This is a genomic window from Anaerocolumna chitinilytica, assembly GCF_014218355.1.
Lineage (GTDB): Bacteria > Bacillota > Clostridia > Lachnospirales > Lachnospiraceae > Anaerocolumna > Anaerocolumna chitinilytica.
In genome coordinates this window covers 3,977,302-3,998,187 of sequence record NZ_AP023368.1, presented here as the reverse complement: position 1 = coordinate 3,998,187, position 20,886 = coordinate 3,977,302, and the positions used below count along the sequence as shown (strand labels likewise).

Here is a 20,886-nt window from a genome sequence, read left to right as displayed (position 1 = left end):
CGATGGAAGCATTAAAATATAGGATTCCTCAGAAAATATAGAATATGCAATGTTTTCGCAGTGCTATGAATACCTGTAAAGGGATTGTCTATAATATATAGAGTAGAAAAGTTGGAATTTATATAGAAACGGTAGAAAAGAATTGACTGGCAAGAAGGAGAAAAGCAGCATGAAGAAACATTTTGAGATTGAAAAGGTTACCGGAAGAGAAATCTTAGACTCCAGAGGAAATCCCACAGTAGAAGTAGAAGTATTATTGGCAGACGGAAGTATCGGAAGGGCCGCCGTACCATCCGGCGCGTCTACAGGAGCCTTTGAAGCAGTGGAATTAAGGGATAATGATAAGAAAAGATATCTTGGCAATGGCGTAAGAAAAGCGGTGGAAAACGTAAATAAAGTTATCGCAAAGGAAATAACAGGGCTTAACGCTCTAAATCAGGTAGAAGTTGATAAAAAAATGATTGAAGCTGATGGTACAGAGAATAAAGGAAAACTGGGAGCGAATGCAATCCTTGGTGCCTCTCTTGCAACTGCGAAAGCTGCAGCAGAAGCTATCCATTTACCTCTTTATCAGTATATTGGCGGGGTAAATGCGAAAGTTCTGCCAGTGCCTATGATGAATATTATAAATGGTGGTAAACATGCGGATTCCAGCCTTAATATTCAGGAATTTATGATTATGCCAATAGGGGCTAAATGTTTTAGCGAAGGGTTGGAATGGAGTACAACTGTATTTCATACCTTAAAGAAGCTTTTAAAGAAAGAGGGATATGTTACTGCAGTTGGTGATGAAGGCGGATTTGCCCCTAAATTCAAAAGCGATGAAGAAGCTCTTAATTATATTGTAAAAGCAGTAGGTGAAGCAGGATATGAACCGGGCAAGGATTTTGGCATTGCGATGGATGTAGCATCTACTGAGATGTTTGAAGAAGCAAAAAAGGCCGGCAGAGAAGGAGAGTACCTATTCTGGAAAGCAGGAGAATATAAGAGTGTGGATGATATGATAGCTTATTTGGAAGACTTATGTACCAGATATCCGGTTATGTCCATTGAAGACGGTCTGGCAGAGGAAGATTTCATAGGCTGGGAAAAGCTTACCCAAAGATTAGGAAGCAGGATTCAGTTAGTAGGAGATGATTTATTTGTTACGAATACAAAGAGAATCAAGAAAGGTATTGACCTAGGAGTATCTAACTCGGTTCTGATTAAGTTCAATCAGATTGGAACCTTGACTGAGACCTTGGAAGCGATTGAAATGGCTAAAAACAATAAATGGACAGCTATTGTATCTCATCGGTCAGGAGAGACTGAAGATGTTACCTTGGCTGATATTGCTGTAGCAACCAATGCAGGCCAGATAAAAACTGGTGCACCTTCAAGGAGTGACCGTGTGGCAAAATATAACAGGTTGTTAAGAATTGAGGAACAACTAGGTGATACAGCCGTTTATCCCGGAAAAAGCTGCTTTCAGGTAAAACCTGAAAAGTAAAGAGAAAAGCAGATAAAGATTAAATATACAAAAAGGGTACTCAAAAGAGTACCCTTTCATTTATTAATTATTGTTTGTTGGAACTATAGTTGACTCCAGTGTAATGCAGCGAAAACTTTTAATAACATTGCCGCTAATGAGCTTATGACTTTCTTTTGGGCATAAGTCCACATCCATCGTATAGTTTAGATAGTCATAGATTGTACAGGCACCCTGCATACTGTCATTATAGGGTGCTAAATCCCGTTTCTTTCGAAGTTCGTATGCATCCATAAAATCATCCCTTTTCTCTTTTGCTATTTTGTATTATTGTATTCGCTTTATTTTACGGCATTAAAAAATTAAAGTTTTATTTATTCGTTTCCTATAATAGTATTATACTGAATATTCATAATTTTTCAATTAGTAAATAATAAAAATATTAAGAATAAATATTTATAATATGTATTAAATATTCAGAAACCCAGTACTTTAGCGGTTTGAAGCGATAATGGAAAAAACTTCAATACATTAATGCATCATGTTTTGCTTGACAAATCAATTGAATTATACTATTCTAACTACGTTGATATATACCTTTTATTATAACTGTATATATTTTAAAAAAATATCATACATATAAGAAGATTAAGTCTGCACAATGGCGTGTATACATGTATTTTACATGCTCAAAGTGCGGCTTTTTTTATTATAATTGTATAAATACGGGACATAATAATCTTACAGGTGTGAAATATCATCGAGTAAATAATTTTGTAGAAGGTAGGTCATTTTGTATGGGTAGATACATACTTAAAAGAGTGGGTGCAGCACTGGTAACTATTTTTATTGTTGCAACGATCACATTTTTCCTGATGAACTTGGTACCAGGCGGTCCATTTGTTGCAGAAAAATCCATTAGTAAGCAGGCTCAGGCTGCACTTAATGAGAAATTTGGTTTGGATAAACCGCTGATAATTCAATATAAAAATTACCTGGTAAATGCTGCTCACGGTGATTTTGGTCTTAGCTTAAAACAACGTGGACGTACTGTTACAGGTATTATATCAAGTAAATTCCCGATATCTGCAAGGGTAGGCGGATTATCGGTTCTTGTTGCAATTCTGATTGGTATTCCATTAGGATGTACGGCAGCAATAAACCGAGGAAAGTGGCTGGATAACTTTATTATAGTTATTGCTACATGCGGTATTGCAGTTCCAAGCTTTGTATTATGCACCGTGGGAATGTACATTTTTGGTGTTCATTTAAAATTACTTCCCACTTTTGGTTTGAATTCACCGGCTAGTTATGTACTGCCTGTTTTTGCACTTGCTTTTTATCCTACAGCATATATAACAAGACTTATGCGTTCTTCTATGCTTGATGTTATCGGGCAGGATTATATCCGTACTTCTAAGGCAAAAGGTGTATCTCAGTTTTTATCACTTTTTAAACATGCACTTCGTAATGCGGTATTGCCGGTAGTTACCTATGTTGGTCCTCTGTTAGCTTATACCTTGACAGGTAGTTTTATTGTTGAGAAGATATTTGTTATTCCGGGTCTTGGCGGTCAGTTTGTAAGCTCAATTACAAACCGTGATTATACCGTTATTATGGGAACCACAATCTGTCTTGCAACATTGGTAATTATAATGAATACGATTGTGGATATTCTTTATAAGATTATTGATCCACGTATTCAGCTGAATTAGGAGGAGTTTGAAATGAAGAATAAGAACATACTTAGTTTTCAGTTGAACGTGGATGATTTTTTACCAGCAACTGATGAGGAAAAGCAAAGCCTTGTGCTGATGCGCCCCGGTGTAAGCTTTTGGAAAGATGCACTGCGCCGTTTGTATAAGAATAAAGTAGCTATGGTTAGTCTTGCTGTAATTATTTTGATTATGATTTTTTCCTTTGTTATTCCAAGTGTTTATCCATATAAATATGACCAGCAGATTCAAGGGTCTGAATATCTTAAACCCATGACTTTTTCCAAACAGGAAATTTCTCTGAAGGACGCCGGACAAAAGGTATTTCCACATATTTTGGGAACGGATAATCTTGGCCGTGATTATGCAGTTCGTGTAATGATGGGAAGCCGTATTTCACTGCTTGTAGGTTTGATTGCATCAGCTCTTATTTTAATTATCGGTTCCACCTTCGGATCTGTAGCTGGTTTCTTTGGCGGCTGGGTCGACATGATTATGATGCGTATAGCAGATATTGTCTATACAATACCGGATATCCTTTTAATTGTATTGATATCCTTTGCTATTCGTACTCCTATGGAAAACCTCGCTATGAAGCCGGGATTCCATTGGATTCAGGTGATTGGCGTTAACTTAATCAGTATTTTCCTGGTATTCGCCCTTCTTTACTGGGTAGGTATGGCCAGAATTGTTCGAAGCCAGGTCCTTACCTTAAAACAGAGTGAATATGTAACTGCTGCCAGAGCACTAGGTGCTTCCAGCGGCCGTATCATTAGAAAACACTTACTTACCAATTGTATTGGTACTTTAATTGTAACTACAACCTTACAGATTCCCTCCTCCATTTTTACGGAAAGCTTCTTAAGCTTTCTTGGATTAGGTGTAGCAATTCCCTTACCGTCATTGGGCTCTTTGGCAAGTGATGCTGTTAACGGATTGAATTCCTATCCGTATTTGTTGCTGGCACCTGCAATTGTTATCAGTCTTATCATTCTCAGCTTTAACTTGTTAGGTGATGGTCTGAGAGATGCATTTGATCCGAAAATGAAGAGTTAAGTGAAACGAGGATAATAATATGAGTGAATATTTAGTAGATATACAAAATGAACGACTCTCCTTTTTTACCCCTGCAGGTGAAGTAAAGTCCTTAAATGATGTTTCATTTAAAGTTGCAGAGGGAGAAGTATTAGGGATAGTAGGCGAAAGCGGTTCCGGTAAATCCGTAACAGCTTACAGCCTTATGGGTCTGACAGCACATCCCGGCAGAATAATCGGCGGTGATTTGCATTTTAACGGTCATCACATTAATAAGATGACGGAGCGTGAGATGCGTAAGATAAGAGGAAATGAAGTATCCATTATCTTTCAGGACCCTATGACAAGTCTTAACCCTGTATTTACCATCGGAAATCAGATTATGGAAGCAATTCTTCTGCATACCGATAAAAATAAAAAGCAAGCCCACGAACGTGCCAAAGAATTATTGACGCTGGTTGGAATCAATGAACCGGAGAAACGTTTAAAGCAGTATCCTCACGAACTTTCCGGTGGTATGCGTCAGCGTGTTATGATTGCTATGGCTCTTGCCTGTGAACCTAAGCTCCTGATTGCAGATGAACCTACAACCGCGCTGGATGTTACTATTCAGGCGCAGATTCTGGAACTAATGACAGAACTGAAACAAAAATTAGGAATGGCAATTATCTTGATTACACATGACCTTGGAGTAGTAGCCGGTATGTGCGACCGTATTGCCGTTATGTATGCCGGTAAAGTAGTAGAGACCGGAACCACAGACGATATATTTTACCATCCGTCCCATGAGTATACAAAAGGTTTACTCCTAAGTGTTCCGAACTTAAATGATACGGAGCACAAGAAACTGGTTCCCATTGAAGGTCAGCCGGTGGATATGCTTAATCCGCCAGCAGGATGTCCTTTTGCACCCCGCTGCAATTCCTGTATGAAAATTTGTCTGCGTACTATGCCGGAGTATACTGATTTGGGCAATGATCATCACAGTGCATGCTGGCTGCTAGATAAGGCTAAATTTGAAGGGAAGGTGCAAGAGTAATGGAAAATAAAAAGCTAATTGAGGTAGAGCACCTTAAACAGTATTTTCCCGTCCATGGCAAAGGATATTTTGATAAAAGATACGTAAAGGCAGTTGATGATGTATCATTTTTTGTAAATAAAGGTGAGACACTTGGTCTGGTAGGAGAGTCAGGCTGCGGTAAGACAACAACCGGCCGTACGTTGCTTCGTCTCCATGAGCCTACTGGCGGTAAGATAATCTATGATGGAAAAGATATTACCCATGTTAATATGCTTCCATACAGAAGAAAAATGCAGATTGTTTTTCAGGATCCCTATGCCAGCCTGGATCCTCGTATGACAGTAGGCGATATAGTAGGAGAAGCGATTGATATCCATAAGTTAGCTGCTAATCCAAAAGAACGCCGTGACCGTATTGTAGAATTATTAAGTCTGGTTGGACTTAATACAGAACATGCTAACCGTTATCCTCACGAATTCTCCGGCGGACAGCGTCAGCGTGTTGGTATTGCCCGTGCTCTGGCGGTTAATCCGGAATTCATCGTATGCGACGAACCGATTTCCGCACTGGATGTATCCATTCAGGCACAGGTAGTAAACATGTTTGAAGAACTTCAGCAGAATATGGGTCTTACTTACCTTTTCATTTCCCATAACCTGAGTGTAGTGAAGCATATATCGAACCGTATTGGTGTTATGTACCTTGGCAAAATGGTAGAATTGGCTGACAGTAAGGAACTCACTTTCCACAGCGTTCATCCTTATACCAGAAGTTTGATATCTGCGATTCCCGTTGCAGATCCTAAAACTACCAGGGAGAGTAATCGTATTGTATTGAAGGGCGATGTACCAAGCCCGGTATATCCTCCCTCAGGCTGCCGTTTCCGTACCCGTTGCCCTTATGCGGATGAACGTTGTGCGGCGGAAGAACCGGTATGGAAAGAAGTTTCTCCGAACCATTATGCTGCTTGTCATCACCTAGATAGAGTGGTGTAAATTAAAAAGTATAATCAATTCAAATTTATACCTGTGAAATCCTCGTCACCCCCAATGTATTAGCAGTAAATAATCATGCATCCAATCCCACCATTTTATGATGGATTGAATATAAATTAAAAAATAAGGAGGAAATTTATGAAGAGAAGACTTTCAGTTCTTTTAGCTCTTATCATGATGACCACATTAGTTTTAGGGGCCTGCGGTAAGGCAAACAACAACAGCGGTAGCAGTAATGGAAATACAAATACCGCAACACCAACAAACAGCGGTTCCACCGACACAGGCAATTCCAGCACAGGGAAAGAAAAACAACTTGTTGCTGAAATCGGTCCTAACCCTGAGACCATTGATCCTGCATTAAACAGTGCAGTTGATGGTGGTAATATGATTCTTTTTGCTTTTGACTGTTTATTAAATGTTGACAAAGATAACAAAATTGTTCCCGGCGCTGCTGAAAGCTATGAAGTAAGCAAAGACGGTCTTACATGGACTTTCCATTTAAGAAAAGACTTAAAATGGTCTGACGGTTCTGCTTTAACAGCAAAGGATTTCGTTTACAGCTGGAAACGTGTTGCTGATCCTGCAACCGCTGCACCTTATGCTGAGACTGTTCTTGGTATGGTAAAAGGTTTTGCTGAAGCAGCAGGCGGTAATCCGGATGCTTTAGGTGTAGCAGCTCCTGATGATTCAACTTTCGTAGTAACACTTGCTAATCCTTGTGTATATTTCGATAAATTAGCTGCTTTTGCAACACTTGCTCCCGTAAATCAGGCAACAATCGAAAAGAATGGTGATGCTTGGGCAACTGCTCCTGAATCTTATGTATGTAACGGTCCTTTCTACATTAAGGAATGGGTACCCAGTTCTTACATCCTTTTTGCTAAGAACCCTAACTACCGTGATAAAGATTCCATCAAACTTGATTCCATCAAGTTACTGTTAATGGAAGATGCGAATGCATCTTACGGTGCTTACCAGAGCGGTGAAGCTATGATGATTAAAGATGTTCCTACCGCTGAAATTCCTTCCTTAAGCGGAAATGCTGAATTCCACGTTGATCCTGATTTAGGAACATACTACCTTGACCTTAATACTACCTTACCTCAGTTCTCTGATGCCAAAGTTCGTGAGGCTTTAAGTCTTGCAATCGACAGAAAATATGTTGCTGAAACTTTAATGCAGGGTACTTACACAGCAGCTACAAATTTTGTCGGAACCGGTGTTGTTGACTGGGATGGCAGTGCATTTATGGCTAATGCAAACAGCGGAAAGCCTTATATCAACGTAGATGATTTTGCTGGAAATCTTGCAAAAGCAAAACAGCTTTTAGCAGATGCCGGATATCCTGATGGAAAAGGTTTCCCTACTATTGAATACTCCACCAATGATTCAGGATATCATAAGGTTCTTGCTCAGTATTTACAGCAGGCTTGGAAAGAACTTGGAATTACAGTTAATGTAAACATTGTTGAATGGGCATCCTTCACACCTATGCGTCGTGCAGGAGACTATCAGTCAAGCCGTGATGGTTGGTTATTCGATTACAATGATCCTTCCAACATGCTTGAACTTATGGTAAGCACAAACGGTAATAACAATGCAAAATACAATAATCCTGAGTATGATAAATTAATGGCAAAGGCAGCAGCTGAAAAAGATGCTAAAACACGTTCCGGCTACCTGCACCAGGCAGAAGATCTTGTAATGAAAGATACAGCAGTTATCCCGATTGCTTATTATAATGACTTCTATCTGCAGAGTCCTAAGATTACTGGATCCTGGCATTCACCTTATGGATACTGGTACTTCCAGTATGCAGATATCACAGAATAATTCTTCATACATTTTACTATAGTATCATGAATAAAATAAGCCCGGAATTTGTTTCACTACAAATTCCGGGCTGTTTTTATTTCTTTCTGCTAGTCTTTTGAAGTTCTACAACTACAATCGGCAGGAAGGATAATACCAGTACGATGGACCACTGGGCAGGGGTTAAAGGTACAACTTTAAAGATATTTGCTAAAGGCTTAACGGAGATAACAATAACTTGTAAAAAGGAGCAGACTAGGAAGGAAAGAACAAGCTTTATATTACTAAAAAGACCTATTTTGGTGATAGAGTGTTCACTCCTCATATTAAAGGAATGGAACAGCTGGGAGAGACTTAATACGGCAAAGGCCATGGTTCTTCCCACATAGGGGGTTGAAAGGGCGGCCAGTTCCACTGTTTTAGAATCTCTGATTACATCACTAGGAAGAGTATTGTTGTCAAAGAAGCGGATACCTATAATAAAGGCCAGGAGAGCGAGAGAGCCTATTAAAATACCCTCCGTAATAATCTTAAAGGTCAATCCGTCTGCAAACATGCCTTTATCCGGAGGAAGGGGCTTCTTTTTCATAATATCCTTATCAGGGGGGTCCACTCCCAAAGAAATAGCAGGGAGGGAATCCGTTACCAGGTTTACCCATAGAAGCTGAACTGCCAGTAAGGGAGAGGGGAGTCCGAACAGGATCGCCACAAATATTGTTAGTATTTCACCGATATTACAGGAAAGCAGGAAATGAACTGCTTTTTTTATGTTATCATAGATACCGCGGCCTTCCTTAACGGCAGCTACAATGGTGGCAAAATTGTCATCGGTTAAGATCATATCGGCAGCATTCTTTGCAACATCCGTACCGGAGATTCCCATAGCACAACCAATATCGGCGGCTTTTAAAGCCGGAGCATCGTTGACACCGTCTCCGGTCATGGCGACTACTTCACCTCTTGCCTGTAAGGCTTTTACGATTCGAACTTTATGTTCCGGTGATACTCTGGCAAATACTCGGTAATTCTTAATCCGTTCTACTAAATCCTCCTGACTTATCTGAGAAAGTTCTGCACCGGTCATGGCCTGATTAGAAGAGGGACTTGTATATCTGGCAGAAGCTTTTAGATCAATTTCTGCTGCTCTAAGGCTAGAGTAAGAAAGGTCGTTGGAATTATCCTTTGTTAATATTCCAAGCTCTTTCGCTATGGCACAGGCTGTCGAAACATGATCTCCGGTTATCATAACCGGTGTAATACCGGCCATTTGACAGGTAAGCACCGCATCCTTTACCTCCGGTCTTGGTGGGTCAATCATACCGATAAGTCCTGCCATTGTTAAACCCTGCTCTGCATCATTAATACCATCTTTTAAGGTCTTATTTTTAAGTCTTGAAATATAGGAACTTTCAGCAGGATAATCTTTATATGCGACTGCGATAACACGCAAGGCTTTGGCAGTCATACTTTCATTTAAACGGGTGAGCTGTTCACGCAGTACGTGGGTGATAGGTGTTTCCTTCCCGCCGCGGTAAGCATTGGTACATTCAGAGAGTAATATGTCAAAAGCACCTTTGGTAATCTGCCGGTAGCCTCCGTTTGGAAGCTTATGTATCGTTGTCATCTGCTTACGGCTTGAATCAAAGGGAATCTCATAAATTCTTGGAAATTGTAAATCCAGCTGAGATTTGTTTAGTCCTATCTGGAAGGCTGCCAGGATTAAAGCATTCTCCGTTGGTTCTCCGGTAGCTGATACCTTCTGATGTTTACTTTTACCGGTTATTTGCAGGATAGCATCATTACACAAACTGGATAGCGTCAGCAGGAATTTTCCGGTGTTTCCTTCCGGTTCTTCCTTGCCCTTGCAGGAACAGATTTCTGTTACAGTCATTTTGTTCTGAGTAAGGGTACCGGTTTTATCAGAACAGATTACCGTAGCACTGCCTAAGGTCTCAACCGCAGGAAGCTTACGAATGACTGCATTTTTTTTAGCCATTCTTTGAACTCCAAGAGAGAGCATAATGGTTACGATGGCAGGGAGTCCTTCCGGAATAGCAGCTACAGCAAGGCTAACGGAAGTCATAAACATCTCAAATATGGGTCGATTTTTTAAGATACCTACCAGGAAAATAATGACGCATATAATAAGTGCTGCAATTCCAAGAGCCTTTCCGGTAGCAGCCAATCGTTTCTGCAAAGGTGTCATAGGAGTTTCATCGTCCATAATCATCCTGGCAATGTGACCGACTTCCGTATGCATACCTGTTGCAGTAACCACTGCCGTTCCTCTTCCGTAAGTTACAATACCGGTGGCAACGATCATATTGATGCGTTCTGCCGGTAAGATATTATCCTTTAATATTGCCTCCGCATCCTTTTCAATGGGGTGGGATTCACCGGTCAGAGAAGCTTCATCTATCTTTAAGTTAACAGATGTTAGAAGCCTGGCATCGGCTGGTACGAAATGACCGGTTTCCAGATAGATGATATCCCCCGGTACCAATTCCTTCGCGTCAATACTTTCAAGGAGGTTATCCCGCATAACCAAGGCGGAAGGTGCGGACATTTTTTGCAGTGCTTCCAATGATTTTTCAGCTTTACTTTCCTGCAGGACGCCTAGGACAGCGTTTAAGGTAATAATAGATAATATGATTGCAGGTTCGACTAAATCCAGCTCACCATGTAAAAAGGATACAAAAAAGGAAACCAGAGCAGCGAAGATTAGGGTTAATATCATAAAATCCTTGAATTGGCTTATAAACCGCAGGAATAATGGTGTTTTCTTCTTGGCTTCTAACACGTTAAACCCATATTTTTTCTGCCTCTTTGCTGCTTCTTTTTTTGATAATCCTGTAAGTGCAGAGTCTAATTCCCGCAGGGCTTCCTCCTTCGTAATACTATGCCAACTGGTCATGTATCACACCTATTGCATATCCCGTTTCTTCTAGGGGATTGTGCTCCTTTCATTCTTTCTATATACTAGCTCCCACTAGTGTCAAATTAATTATATGATGAGCTCTTCCTTTTTATTTCAATACAAGGCAAACGCGTGAAATCAAAATATATAAGAACACAGATGACCGGAGGATTGGCGCTTTTGTGGAATAAAGGTTCTTGAGCAATAAAGTCCAACGCCAATCCTCCGGTCATCGTCCGTTCCCATAGACTTTGCAATCCCCGTTTTTGTTGATTTCATTACAATTACTATTAACATCTATCTGAAACAATGGTATAATTTAGAACGTGTCTTTTTAGGATAGATCAATATCCAGATTTTACAGGAAAGGAAAAAATTTTGTGGGAAATCTCGGAACATTCTTTAAACCTTATAGAAAACTTCTCATAATAGGACCTGCCTTTAAATTGATGGAGGCAATACTCGAGCTTTTGCTACCCTTTTTTATGTCCAAGGTCATTGATATCGGGATTAAAAACGGTGACCGGGCTTATGTATATAAAATGGGATTCATTATGCTTTTAACAGCCATAGTAGGAGTGATATGTGCCTTAATATGCCAGTACAGCGCTTCACTTGTATCACAGGGAGTAGGAACGGATATTAGAAATACGCTTTTTCGGCACATGGGGACTTATTCGGGAAAGGAACAGGATAAATTTGGGGTCGGCTCCTTAGTCAATCGTATTACCAACGATGTGAATCAGGTGCAGCTTGCTGTAGCTATGTTCATAAGACTTGTAATTCGGGCACCTTTTCTTTGTATTGGGGGGCTTATTATGTCTTTTTGGCTGGATGTGAAACTATCCCTGATATTACTGCTTGTTCTTCCGGTATTTGTTGCAGTGCTGCTCCATACCATGAGAAGGTCAATTCCGTTATATGGAAAGGTTCAAAAAAAATTAGATGAAATCTCCTTAAGTTTAAGAGAAAGTCTTAGCGGAGTAAGGGTAATACGTGCTTTTGCCAGAACCGGTAAAGAAGCGGAGAAGTTTACGAAGATTAATCATGACTACGCTGAAAATGCTGTAAAAGTCGGAAAAATCTCAGCAATGCTAAATCCGCTTACTACGCTTATTTTAAACATAGCGATAGCAGCTATTCTTTGGGTTGGAGCTCTGAGGGTGGATAAAGGAGTGATGGAAACCGGAGAAGTAATTGCTATCGTGGGCTACGTTACACAGATATTGGCAGCACTGATTGTAATCTCAAATCTTGTGGTTATCTTCACAAAAGCTTATGCCAGTGCAGAGAGAATCAACGAAGTCTTAAGCACCGGTACAAGCATAACTAATCCTGAAGCAGGTTTTATTTACGATATTGTGAATGAACCGAAAGAAACTGAAATACCGGAAGTACCTGCAGTGGAATTTGATAAAGTCTATTTTGCATATAAAACAGAGTCTGGCTTACAACAAGGCAGCCATAACAGTAATCATAATTACGAAAGCACAAAGGATACCGGTTATTATGCATTGACGAACCTTTCTTTTCGAGTAATGAAAGGAGAAACTTTTGGAATAATTGGAGGTACAGGTTCCGGAAAATCTTCTGTAGTGAATATGATTCCACGGTTCTATGATGCTTTATCCGGTTCGGTTAAGATCTTTGGAAAAGATGTGAAAGAGTATGAACTTACTAGCTTAAGGAATATCATTGGTATGGTTCCTCAGAAGTCGGTGCTTGTAACCGGAACCATTGCGGAGAATCTAAGATGGGGTTATGAAGATGCTTGCCAGGAGGAATTAAAAGAAGCGGCAGCTATTGCTCAGGCAGCAGAATTTATTCATTCCTTGCCGGAAGGATATGATACCTCTATTAGAAGAGGAGGAGTAAATGTATCGGGAGGGCAGAGGCAGCGGCTTGCCATCGCCAGGGCTTTGGTAAGGAAACCTAAAATATTGATATTGGATGACAGCTTCAATGCTCTTGATTATGCGACAGATGCTGCCTTAAGAAAAGCCTTGAAGGAGCAGACAAAAGGAATGACGGTATTTCTAATCTCACAAAGGGCAAGCACCCTTAGGAATTGTGACCAGATAATGGTTTTAAATGAAGGTGAGATAGCAGGTATTGGAACACATGATGAATTGCTTGAAAACTGTGAGATTTATGCAGAGATTTGCCGCTCTCAGGAAGCTTCGGGGAATAACGGGGAAGTAGGTGGCAGCAGTGGAAAGTAATAGGATAAAGTTAACAAAACAATCAACTGGAAAAAGAATATGGACGTATGTTGGAAAGAATAAAATGCTGCTTCTTATTGCCTTCCTTTTTTCTATTCTTGGCAATACCATGTCAGTATTTACTCCTTTGCTTATGGGAAAGGCTATTGATACACTTGTGGGGGAGGGCAGTGTTGAATTTAAGACATTAAGGAATATCCTTCTTATGATGCTGTTACTCTATACTGTAAGCAGCTTGTTTCAATGGCTTATGTCAGTGTTCAGCAACAAAGCTGCCAATTATACCGTACGGGAACTTAGAAAGGATGCTTTTCTGAAATTAAATAAATTACCTGTTTCTTATTTTGACAGACATTCCCATGGGGATGTTATCAGTAGGCTTACGAATGATATGGATGCGGTATCCGATGGATTATTTCAGGGGATTACGCAGATTATGTCTTCGATCGTTATCATCGGTGGTAGTTTTATATTTATGCTGACTATAAGCCCGCTTATAACCTTAGGCGTAATAATCGTAACACCTTTATGCTTCTTTTTAGCTTCATTTATTGCAAAACACTCCAAGGTAATGTTTCGTATGCAGTCAAGTTTAACAGGAGAATTGAATGGTTATGCGGAAGAGATGATTGAAAATCAGAAGCTTGTGATGGCTTTTGGTCAGGAAGAGAAGGTAGCAGCTCATTTTAAAGAGCAGAATCAGAAGCTTTACCATGCAGGTCAGAAAGCCCAGTGGTATTCATCCCTGACGAATCCTACCACAAGATTTATCAATAATATTGCCTATGTACTGGTTACCGTAATGGGAGCTCTTCTATGTCTGTCAGGGAGATTATCCATCGGAAACATAGCTAGTTTCTTAACCTACTCTAATCTGTTTGCTAAGCCAATAAATGAGATTACGGCAGTAACTACACAGATTCAGTCAGCCTTTGCATCAGCGGAAAGAATCTTTGCACTTTTGGAGGAAGAGGAAGAAATATCTGCGTTAGAGCCCTATGAAGAGTTAAGTAATTGTCAGGGAAATGTGGAATTTAAAGAAGTCAGCTTTTCCTATAAAAGTCAGGTTCCGTTAATAGAGAACTTTAACTTAAAGGTTAATAGAGGAAGTATGGTTGCAATTGTTGGCCCTACGGGCTCTGGAAAAACTACTCTGGTTAATTTGCTGATGAGATTCTATGAGCTGGATAAAGGGCATATATTCATTGATGAGAAGGACATCCATTATATAAAGAAAGATGAACTTCGGCAAAGTATCGGAATGGTACTCCAGGAGAGTTGGCTTATCAGAGGAACTGTAGCGGAGAATATCGCCTACGGTAAAGAAGGAGCTGACAGAGAAAAAGTAATAGAAGCTGCCAAGGCAGTGAAAGCCCATGGGTTTATTATGAGACTTCCTAATGGTTATGATACAATCATTGAAGAGGATGGCAGGAATCTTTCCCAAGGGCAGAAACAGCTCTTAACCATAGCTAGAGTCTTAATTATGGATCCGCCTATGCTGATATTGGATGAAGCCACCAGCAGCATCGATACCAGAACTGAAATAAAGATACAGGAAGCCTTCTTAAAGATGATGGAAGGAAGAACCAGCTTTGTTATCGCACACAGGCTGTCGACCATTAGGGAAGCAGACATAATCCTGGTTTTGGAGAAGGGAAATATTGTGGAACAGGGGAATCACAAAGAACTGCTCGCCAAAAAAGGTTTCTACTATAGGCTATACCATTCCCAGTTCACATCTTAATAGTTTTGAAATAGTTTTGCCATAAGATTAACACAAAAAATGCTTATGGTTACAGTACTGAAAAGCAAGACAAAATATGGATATTACGAAGCTGTAAGGAGTAATCAATGACACATTCAAAACAAACAATACGAAAGATTATGATCTTAAGCATTGCAGCACTGATGATAAGTTTTTTTTCTCCGATTAAAACACAAGCAAATGATAACAAGACATATTATATTAAAGTAAACAAGCAACAGAACTGTGTTACCGTATACGAAAAAGATAAGAATGGTAATTATACGGTACCGGTAAGAGCCATGGTGTGTTCTGTAGGAGCCGATACCCCCCTGGGTGTTTTTAAAACACCGGCAAAATACCGCTGGAAACTATTGATGGGCGATGTTTGGGGGCAATATTCCACCAGAATTGTACGAGGTATATTATTCCATTCCGTATGGTATTATGAGATGGATGCTTCCACCTTATCCGCTGCCCAGTATAATAAGCTTGGTACTACAGCATCCCACGGTTGTGTCAGACTGGCAGTAGAGGATGCCAAGTGGATTTATGATAACTGCCCTCTTGGTACTACGGTAGAGATATACAATGGAAAAGAGCCGGGACCTCTAGGAAAACCGACAGCAATAAAACTTGCTTCCGGTTCAGGCTGGGACCCAACTGACCCAGATCCAAGAAATCCATACACGAAAAAGGCTCCCGCTATTAATGTTGCTGAAAAAAAGACAGTAGAGTGGGGTTCTAAGGTTAATCTATATGACGGTGTAAAGGCTGTATCTACCACAGGTGTCGATATATCGGGAAGCATTAAAGCGGAAGGAAAGGTGGACAGTTTCACTGCGGGTAATTATAAGGTTACTTATACAGTAAGTGATTCACTGGGTAAAAAGATAAGCAAAACAGTACTTTATACAGTAAAACCTTGTAAGGCTGCACCGGTAATTAAGGGAGTGGCAGACCATGTAATTGGTAAAGATACGGTAGTGAACAAGACTTATGCCTTAAAAGGGGTATCCGCTTATCTTTCTGTAAAAAAACTTGCCAGCAAAGACATTAAGGTGACTATTAATAAAGCCGGTGACAGTGAGTATAGAATCAATTACAGTATTAAAGCTGAAAATAACAAGACTGGAAAGGCTTCTGCTACCGTTTATATAGATTCTGCTCCTCCGATTTTAGATGGTATGACATTTAAGAACATCACCAAGGAACAGCTGGCTGCCGGTCAGACAGCAATACTTAAATTGGCAAGAGAAGGAATAACCGTAGGAGATGATTTTACAGAATTAACTCCGTCTGATGTGAAGATAACAGTAGAACCCAAAGAGGACTATGCTTATCTGGTACATTATGAAGTAGCAGATAAAGTAGGAAATATTACAAAAGAAACCGTTCAGTATACGTATTTTGATGGTGTGCGTATGGAAGGCATTAGTAACCGTACTGATATTCCCGGGGATACGACTATTGATGATACAATGGCACTTACCGGTATTCAAGCTTTTAACAGTGATAATACAGGATACACAGGACCTATCACAGTAAGTATACAGACCGATGATAATAAGAACTATGAGATAACGTATACCATCACAGAGCCGGACGGCAAAGAGGTATCGGTAACCTGTTATTATACGCTGGCGTCTGAAGCTATGGTACAATCAACTGACAGCAATCAGGCTTCCGGGAATTAAGGCACAATTTAAAGATAGATTATTAAAGTAAAAGGGCTGCTCGATTTGAACCGATTGCCCAATGGTTAGATCTTTGGTCTAACCATTGAGGGGAGTTTCAAAACGAGCAGCCCTTTTAATATTACTTACTTCATGGATTTTGACATCTTCCGAATCATTTCTACCTTTTGTTTATCTGCAGCAGACATGTCTTTGGTTAAAATATCTATCAGTAAATCATTTTCTTCTTTTGTAAAAGTCAGATTCATCGCCTTTAATTTTGCATTCGCCTTTACCAGAAGGGGCAGGGCTTTATCAGGCGCTTTTCCCTCCGCTTCGTTTGCCAGTTCCATAAGAATCGTAAGCTTTCTGGCGTCAATATTCTTCATTGCCGGGTGATTCATCCAAGAGTTATTATTCATAGCGACCTCCAAATTATATGATTATTGCTGTTGCATCATGTTAAGCATCATGGACATGTTATCAAATGTGCTTTTTTGTTCTGGACTTAGCATTGTAGAAAGAATATCCATCATATTCGAGTTCATGCCGAAACCGTTACCGCCTCCTGAGTTCTCAGTGCTTTGACTCTGTTCCTCTTTTGCACCTGTATTGTCTGACGAAGAGGACATCATGCTTGATAAAGTCGAATAGGTGTCAAACATATTTTTCATACGCAGGAAATTTAGTACGTTATCTATAAGCTGGCGTTCTCTGGCATAACAAACAGTACGGATACTGTTTAAAAGGGCTTCTATGTCAATGTTTTGTCTATGTAAGCTAAAAGTAGATACACGATCTTGAGTTCTGACTGTGCGAAGAGACTCCATAAGTTCGGAAGCTCTGATAATTAAGTTGGCAGATTCCTGTGTACCGCTGTCTAGATGCGGAAGTGCAGCCTTCATGATATCAACCATATGTTTAAAGCCATCTTCAGAAGAGGGCTCCTCTGAACCATCAGGGCTTTCGGATGTAGTAGAACCAGTCCCTTGCTTCTCACTGTCCGAATACTCGTAATAGCTGGAGCCGGGATTTTCATATTCTGCACCTTCTGTATTCGCGTCAAAGGAGTAATCAGAGCTGCCTAAGTCCTCTGCGCTATAGCTGTATCCGTAATCGCTGGTTATTGTGGCATCGTAGGGATATCCATAGGAATACCCATTGTTAAAATTACCGGTACCAAAATTTCCGCTGTTATTTTCCGTATTCCCATTGTTAAGGGGGGGAGTTGACTCGGTCGTGTCTGGATTGTGTATATTAGCTTCCGTATTCTCCTTATCAAGGGGATTTGGAAAACCGTAACTGTCCATGGCTGCTACCTTTCTGATTTATCATTATACTATATTCAAGGAAGGGAAAAATATAACCTATTGGAGTGACAAGCCATTAGAAAAAGACGGTACCGTTGAATATAAAATGCTCAAGAGTACCGTCTGTCAGAATTAAATAAAGTAGATATATAATCGATATTAGATTGGATAGTTCAAATGCTTTTCATCGATAACATAAAGAATTTCACGAAGATATTTATCTGCCAGATATTTAGCCATTGGCAGGTTCATATCCAAGTAATTTCCACAGTTAATAGCGGCAGCCCCGGGTACTTCGCCGGTAAAATCCCGAATAAATTCGTACATTTCGGTGATGAGCGGAACAATATCGTCTGATTTGTAATCACCGGCCAGTATGAGATAGAATCCGGTACGGCAGCCCATAGGTCCGAAATAAATTGTTTTGTCAGCAAAATCAGGATGGTTTCTTAAAAAAGTAGCACCAAGATGCTCTATTGTGTGTACTTCCGCAGTATTCATGACCGGTTCAAAGTTCGGCCTTGTCATGCGAAGGTCGAAGGTGGTAAGTGTTTCAGCACCTGCCTTATCCTTTCTTGAGACATAAATACCCGGCAGCAGCTGTAAATGATCTATTGTAAAGCTTGCAATCTGTTCCATAATCTCTCCTTTCGTCAATCTCTAATTTGAATTAATATTTTAAATAATATGATTGAATACATAATTAAAATGAGTTTGTTTTTCATGGATATTATAGCACAGATGTAAAGATGATGGAAGTTATGTTTTCCGGGTTGAAAAGATTCCTAAACTTGTTTATAATTCAAGTAATGAAATAAAGGTATAAATATTTGGAGATATATAAGAATAGAATTTGGCAAAACACGCGAAGGATTAATACCAGGAGGACATTATGTGGGACAGTATTATATTTGATTTAGATGGTACATTGTGGGATGCAACAGATGGAGCAGCTGCAGTTTGGAAGGAAGAAGCAAAGAAATACCCGGAAATGAAGGATGTTATTACAGCAGATAAATTAAAAGCTCTCTATGGGCTGCCTTTAGAAGAAATAGCAGTCAAGCTTTTACCGAGCCTAGATAGTGAAACCGCAATTGCTATTATGAGAGAAGCAGTAATAAAACAATGCCCTTATCTGGAAAAGGACGGAGGAATCCTCTATCCTGGATTAATAGAAACACTACAGGAATTAAAGAAAAAATATAAGCTCTTTATTGTAAGTAATTGCGAAGAAGGTTATATACAATGTTTCTTAAATGCCCATCAGCTTTGGGATGTGTTTACAGATTTTGAGTATCCGGGCAGAAGCGGAGAATTAAAAGCTGAAAACATAAAAAGTGTCATTGCAAGAAATTCTTTACAGAACCCTGTTTACTTAGGTGATACGGCGGCGGACTTTAAAGCTGCTACAAAAGCAGGTGTTCCGTTTATATTTGCCAGATATGGCTTTGGTGATGTAGAAGGTTATGAGAGAGCAATTGACAGTTTTGCACAGTTGCTGGAATTCTAAATCGCACATTCTTTATTTCGTGGCGGAACAGAGCTTTAGGTCTGTTACAGCCTTGATTTTATAGTTGACTTATAACTGCCAAATGGATATACTAAAAGCAGTAAAGAAAAAATGCCGATGATTAAGAATAGTAATCAGAATAATTTGCTTTCAGAGAGCTGTCGTAAGGTGTGAGACAGCAGCAGATTCTGTATGAATGGACTTATAGGTTCGGGAGGAAAGGGATATCCCAAGTAATGCCCGACGGGAGCTTCATCCGTTATCAACGAAGCATATATTATCAGTATATGAAATATGAGTGGGCGTTTACGCCAAACCGGGTGGTACCGCAGAAGTCAATAAACTTTTGTCCCAGTAAAATTACTATTGTAATATACTGTGACAGAAGTTTTTTTATTGCAAAATCGAGCAAGAATTTGAAAGGAGTTTTAAGATGTTAGACGGAAAAAAAGTACTATTCAGTGGAATGCAGGCAACAGGGAACATTACCCTGGGAAATTATATGGGAGCATTAAAGAATTGGGTGGCATTAACGAATGATGAAACTTACCAATGTTTTTATTGTGTGGTTGACCTTCATTCTCTTACCATAAGACAGGACCCTGCAGAACTGAGAAAGCGTTCAAGAACGCTCTTAATGCAATATATTGCAGCAGGACTTGATCCTGTAAAGAATTGTATTTATTATCAGTCCCATGTATCCGGCCATGCAGAGCTTAGCTGGATATTAAACTGCTTTACCTATATGGGTGAGTTAAACCGTATGACTCAATTTAAAGATAAGTCAGCAAAGCATGCAGATAACATTAACGCCGGTCTCTTTACTTATCCGGTATTAATGGCAGCAGATATTTTGTTATTTCAAACGGATGTCGTACCTGTTGGAATTGACCAGAAACAGCATCTTGAGATAACCAGAGATATTGCTGAGCGTTTTAATGGTATCTATGGAGATGTATTAACTATACCGGAACCCTATATCGGAAAAGTGGGAGCCAAAATTATGAGCTTACAGGAGCCGGATAAGAAAATGTCCAAATCCGATGAGAATGTCAATGCTACCATCTATCTTATGGATGATGCAGATACGGTTATACGTAAGTTTAAAAGAGCTGTTACAGACTCTGACAATGAAATCCGTTACTCTGATGAAAAACCGGGAATTAAGAACCTTATTGATATTTATGCCGCTGTTAACGATAAGACACCTGCAGAGGTCGAAAGGGAATTTGACGGTAAAGGTTACGGAGATTTCAAATTAGCAGTAGGTGAAGCTGTCAACAGTGTATTGCGTCCTATTCATAGTAAGATGGAAGAGCTTACGAAAGATAAAGCCTATGTGGACGGCATTATAAAGGATAACGGGGATAAAGCTAATTATTTTGCAACGAAGACCTTAAGAAAGGTTCAGAAGAAGGTAGGTCTTCCGGAAAGAATACGCTAAATAGATTAATT

16 protein-coding genes and 1 other annotated feature are annotated in these 20,886 nt (G+C 39.8%); of the genes, 11 read left to right on the top strand and 5 right to left on the bottom strand.

Annotation, left to right across the window (positions count from 1 at the left end):
- Positions 1 to 169 precede the first annotated feature (169 nt).
- A complete protein-coding gene (gene eno, locus bsdcttw_RS17345) occupies positions 170 to 1,489 on the top strand; it encodes a phosphopyruvate hydratase (RefSeq protein WP_185256086.1) in 1,320 nt (439 codons plus the stop codon).
- A 63-nt stretch (positions 1,490 to 1,552) separates the two neighbouring features.
- On the opposite strand, the gene bsdcttw_RS17340 is transcribed toward eno, so the two are convergent.
- On the bottom strand, positions 1,553 to 1,762 hold the full coding sequence (locus bsdcttw_RS17340; RefSeq protein ID WP_185256085.1) for a hypothetical protein: 210 nt from the start codon (positions 1,760 to 1,762) through the stop codon (positions 1,553 to 1,555).
- Positions 1,763 to 2,265: 503 nt separating this feature from the next.
- Here bsdcttw_RS17340 and bsdcttw_RS17335 point away from each other — a divergent pair.
- The 5 genes from bsdcttw_RS17335 (at position 2,266) to bsdcttw_RS17315 (ending at position 8,070) form a co-directional block, all read left to right on the top strand.
- The gene (locus bsdcttw_RS17335; RefSeq protein WP_185256084.1) at positions 2,266 to 3,183 is read left to right on the top strand and encodes an ABC transporter permease; all 918 of its coding nucleotides are present in this window, start codon (positions 2,266 to 2,268) and stop codon (positions 3,181 to 3,183) included.
- A gap of 12 nt (positions 3,184 to 3,195) precedes the next feature.
- Positions 3,196 to 4,239: an ABC transporter permease gene (locus bsdcttw_RS17330; RefSeq protein ID WP_185256083.1), complete on the top strand. Its 1,044-nt coding sequence runs from the start codon at positions 3,196 to 3,198 to the stop codon at positions 4,237 to 4,239.
- A 19-nt stretch (positions 4,240 to 4,258) separates the two neighbouring features.
- Complete coding sequence (locus bsdcttw_RS17325; protein WP_185256082.1) at positions 4,259 to 5,257, top strand: ABC transporter ATP-binding protein; 999 nt, start codon at positions 4,259 to 4,261, stop codon at positions 5,255 to 5,257.
- Positions 5,257 to 6,234, top strand: a complete 978-nt coding sequence (locus bsdcttw_RS17320) for an ABC transporter ATP-binding protein (protein ID WP_185256081.1) — start codon at positions 5,257 to 5,259, stop codon at positions 6,232 to 6,234. Before bsdcttw_RS17325 ends, bsdcttw_RS17320 begins: the two co-directional genes overlap by 1 nt.
- 138 nt (positions 6,235 to 6,372) lie before the next feature.
- Positions 6,373 to 8,070 (top strand): peptide ABC transporter substrate-binding protein, encoded by a 1,698-nt coding sequence (locus bsdcttw_RS17315; RefSeq protein ID WP_185256080.1) that lies wholly within the window; start codon positions 6,373 to 6,375, stop codon positions 8,068 to 8,070.
- 76 nt (positions 8,071 to 8,146) lie between these two features.
- On the opposite strand, the gene bsdcttw_RS17310 is transcribed toward bsdcttw_RS17315, so the two are convergent.
- Complete coding sequence (locus tag bsdcttw_RS17310; RefSeq protein ID WP_185256079.1) at positions 8,147 to 10,963, bottom strand: cation-translocating P-type ATPase; 2,817 nt, start codon at positions 10,961 to 10,963, stop codon at positions 8,147 to 8,149.
- 383 nt (positions 10,964 to 11,346) lie between these two features.
- Between bsdcttw_RS17310 and bsdcttw_RS17305 the strand changes: the two genes are divergently transcribed.
- The 3 genes from bsdcttw_RS17305 to bsdcttw_RS17295 all read left to right on the top strand — a co-directional run bounded on the left by bsdcttw_RS17305 (position 11,347) and on the right by bsdcttw_RS17295 (position 16,632).
- Positions 11,347 to 13,188, top strand: coding sequence for an ABC transporter ATP-binding protein (locus tag bsdcttw_RS17305; protein WP_185256078.1), 1,842 nt, complete (start codon positions 11,347 to 11,349; stop codon positions 13,186 to 13,188).
- Complete coding sequence (locus bsdcttw_RS17300; protein ID WP_330602238.1) at positions 13,178 to 14,935, top strand: ABC transporter ATP-binding protein; 1,758 nt, start codon at positions 13,178 to 13,180, stop codon at positions 14,933 to 14,935. Before bsdcttw_RS17305 ends, bsdcttw_RS17300 begins: the two co-directional genes overlap by 11 nt.
- Positions 14,936 to 15,042: 107 nt before the next feature.
- Entirely contained in the window at positions 15,043 to 16,632 is a 1,590-nt protein-coding gene (locus bsdcttw_RS17295; RefSeq protein WP_185256077.1) for a L,D-transpeptidase family protein, read from the top strand.
- A gap of 125 nt (positions 16,633 to 16,757) precedes the next feature.
- Here the strand turns inward: bsdcttw_RS17295 and bsdcttw_RS17290 are convergent, their stop codons facing one another.
- The 3 genes from bsdcttw_RS17290 to bsdcttw_RS17280 form a co-directional block, all read right to left on the bottom strand.
- The gene (locus tag bsdcttw_RS17290) at positions 16,758 to 17,033 is read right to left on the bottom strand and encodes a hypothetical protein (RefSeq protein WP_185256076.1); all 276 of its coding nucleotides are present in this window, start codon (positions 17,031 to 17,033) and stop codon (positions 16,758 to 16,760) included.
- 21 nt (positions 17,034 to 17,054) lie between these two features.
- Positions 17,055 to 17,921 (bottom strand): hypothetical protein, encoded by an 867-nt coding sequence (locus bsdcttw_RS17285; protein ID WP_185256075.1) that lies wholly within the window; start codon positions 17,919 to 17,921, stop codon positions 17,055 to 17,057.
- Positions 17,922 to 18,080: 159 nt separating this feature from the next.
- Positions 18,081 to 18,560: an S-ribosylhomocysteine lyase gene (locus bsdcttw_RS17280; protein WP_185256074.1), complete on the bottom strand. Its 480-nt coding sequence runs from the start codon at positions 18,558 to 18,560 to the stop codon at positions 18,081 to 18,083.
- A gap of 253 nt (positions 18,561 to 18,813) precedes the next feature.
- Here bsdcttw_RS17280 and bsdcttw_RS17275 point away from each other — a divergent pair, with 253 nt between their 5' ends.
- The gene (locus tag bsdcttw_RS17275; RefSeq protein WP_185256073.1) at positions 18,814 to 19,431 is read left to right on the top strand and encodes an HAD family hydrolase; all 618 of its coding nucleotides are present in this window, start codon (positions 18,814 to 18,816) and stop codon (positions 19,429 to 19,431) included.
- A gap of 108 nt (positions 19,432 to 19,539) precedes the next feature.
- Positions 19,540 to 19,788 (top strand) — a binding site (T-box leader).
- A gap of 76 nt (positions 19,789 to 19,864) precedes the next feature.
- On the top strand, positions 19,865 to 20,875 hold the full coding sequence (trpS, locus tag bsdcttw_RS17270; RefSeq protein ID WP_185256072.1) for a tryptophan--tRNA ligase: 1,011 nt from the start codon (positions 19,865 to 19,867) through the stop codon (positions 20,873 to 20,875).
- The last annotated feature ends 11 nt before the right edge of the window (positions 20,876 to 20,886 follow it).

Coding starts and splice junctions, on each gene's coding strand:
- bsdcttw_RS17330 (WP_185256083.1), top strand. CDS start 3,196: ATGAAGAATAAGAACATACTTAGTTTTCAGTTGAACGTGGATGATTTT.
- bsdcttw_RS17340 (WP_185256085.1), bottom strand. CDS start 1,762: ATGGATGCATACGAACTTCGAAAGAAACGGGATTTAGCACCCTATAAT.
- bsdcttw_RS17310 (WP_185256079.1), bottom strand. CDS start 10,963: ATGACCAGTTGGCATAGTATTACGAAGGAGGAAGCCCTGCGGGAATTA.
- bsdcttw_RS17320 (WP_185256081.1), top strand. CDS start 5,257: ATGGAAAATAAAAAGCTAATTGAGGTAGAGCACCTTAAACAGTATTTT.
- bsdcttw_RS17325 (WP_185256082.1), top strand. CDS start 4,259: ATGAGTGAATATTTAGTAGATATACAAAATGAACGACTCTCCTTTTTT.
- bsdcttw_RS17335 (WP_185256084.1), top strand. CDS start 2,266: ATGGGTAGATACATACTTAAAAGAGTGGGTGCAGCACTGGTAACTATT.
- trpS (WP_185256072.1), top strand. CDS start 19,865: ATGTTAGACGGAAAAAAAGTACTATTCAGTGGAATGCAGGCAACAGGG.
- bsdcttw_RS17295 (WP_185256077.1), top strand. CDS start 15,043: ATGACACATTCAAAACAAACAATACGAAAGATTATGATCTTAAGCATT.
- bsdcttw_RS17285 (WP_185256075.1), bottom strand. CDS start 17,921: ATGGACAGTTACGGTTTTCCAAATCCCCTTGATAAGGAGAATACGGAA.
- bsdcttw_RS17290 (WP_185256076.1), bottom strand. CDS start 17,033: ATGAATAATAACTCTTGGATGAATCACCCGGCAATGAAGAATATTGAC.
- eno (WP_185256086.1), top strand. CDS start 170: ATGAAGAAACATTTTGAGATTGAAAAGGTTACCGGAAGAGAAATCTTA.
- bsdcttw_RS17315 (WP_185256080.1), top strand. CDS start 6,373: ATGAAGAGAAGACTTTCAGTTCTTTTAGCTCTTATCATGATGACCACA.
- bsdcttw_RS17280 (WP_185256074.1), bottom strand. CDS start 18,560: ATGGAACAGATTGCAAGCTTTACAATAGATCATTTACAGCTGCTGCCG.
- bsdcttw_RS17275 (WP_185256073.1), top strand. CDS start 18,814: ATGTGGGACAGTATTATATTTGATTTAGATGGTACATTGTGGGATGCA.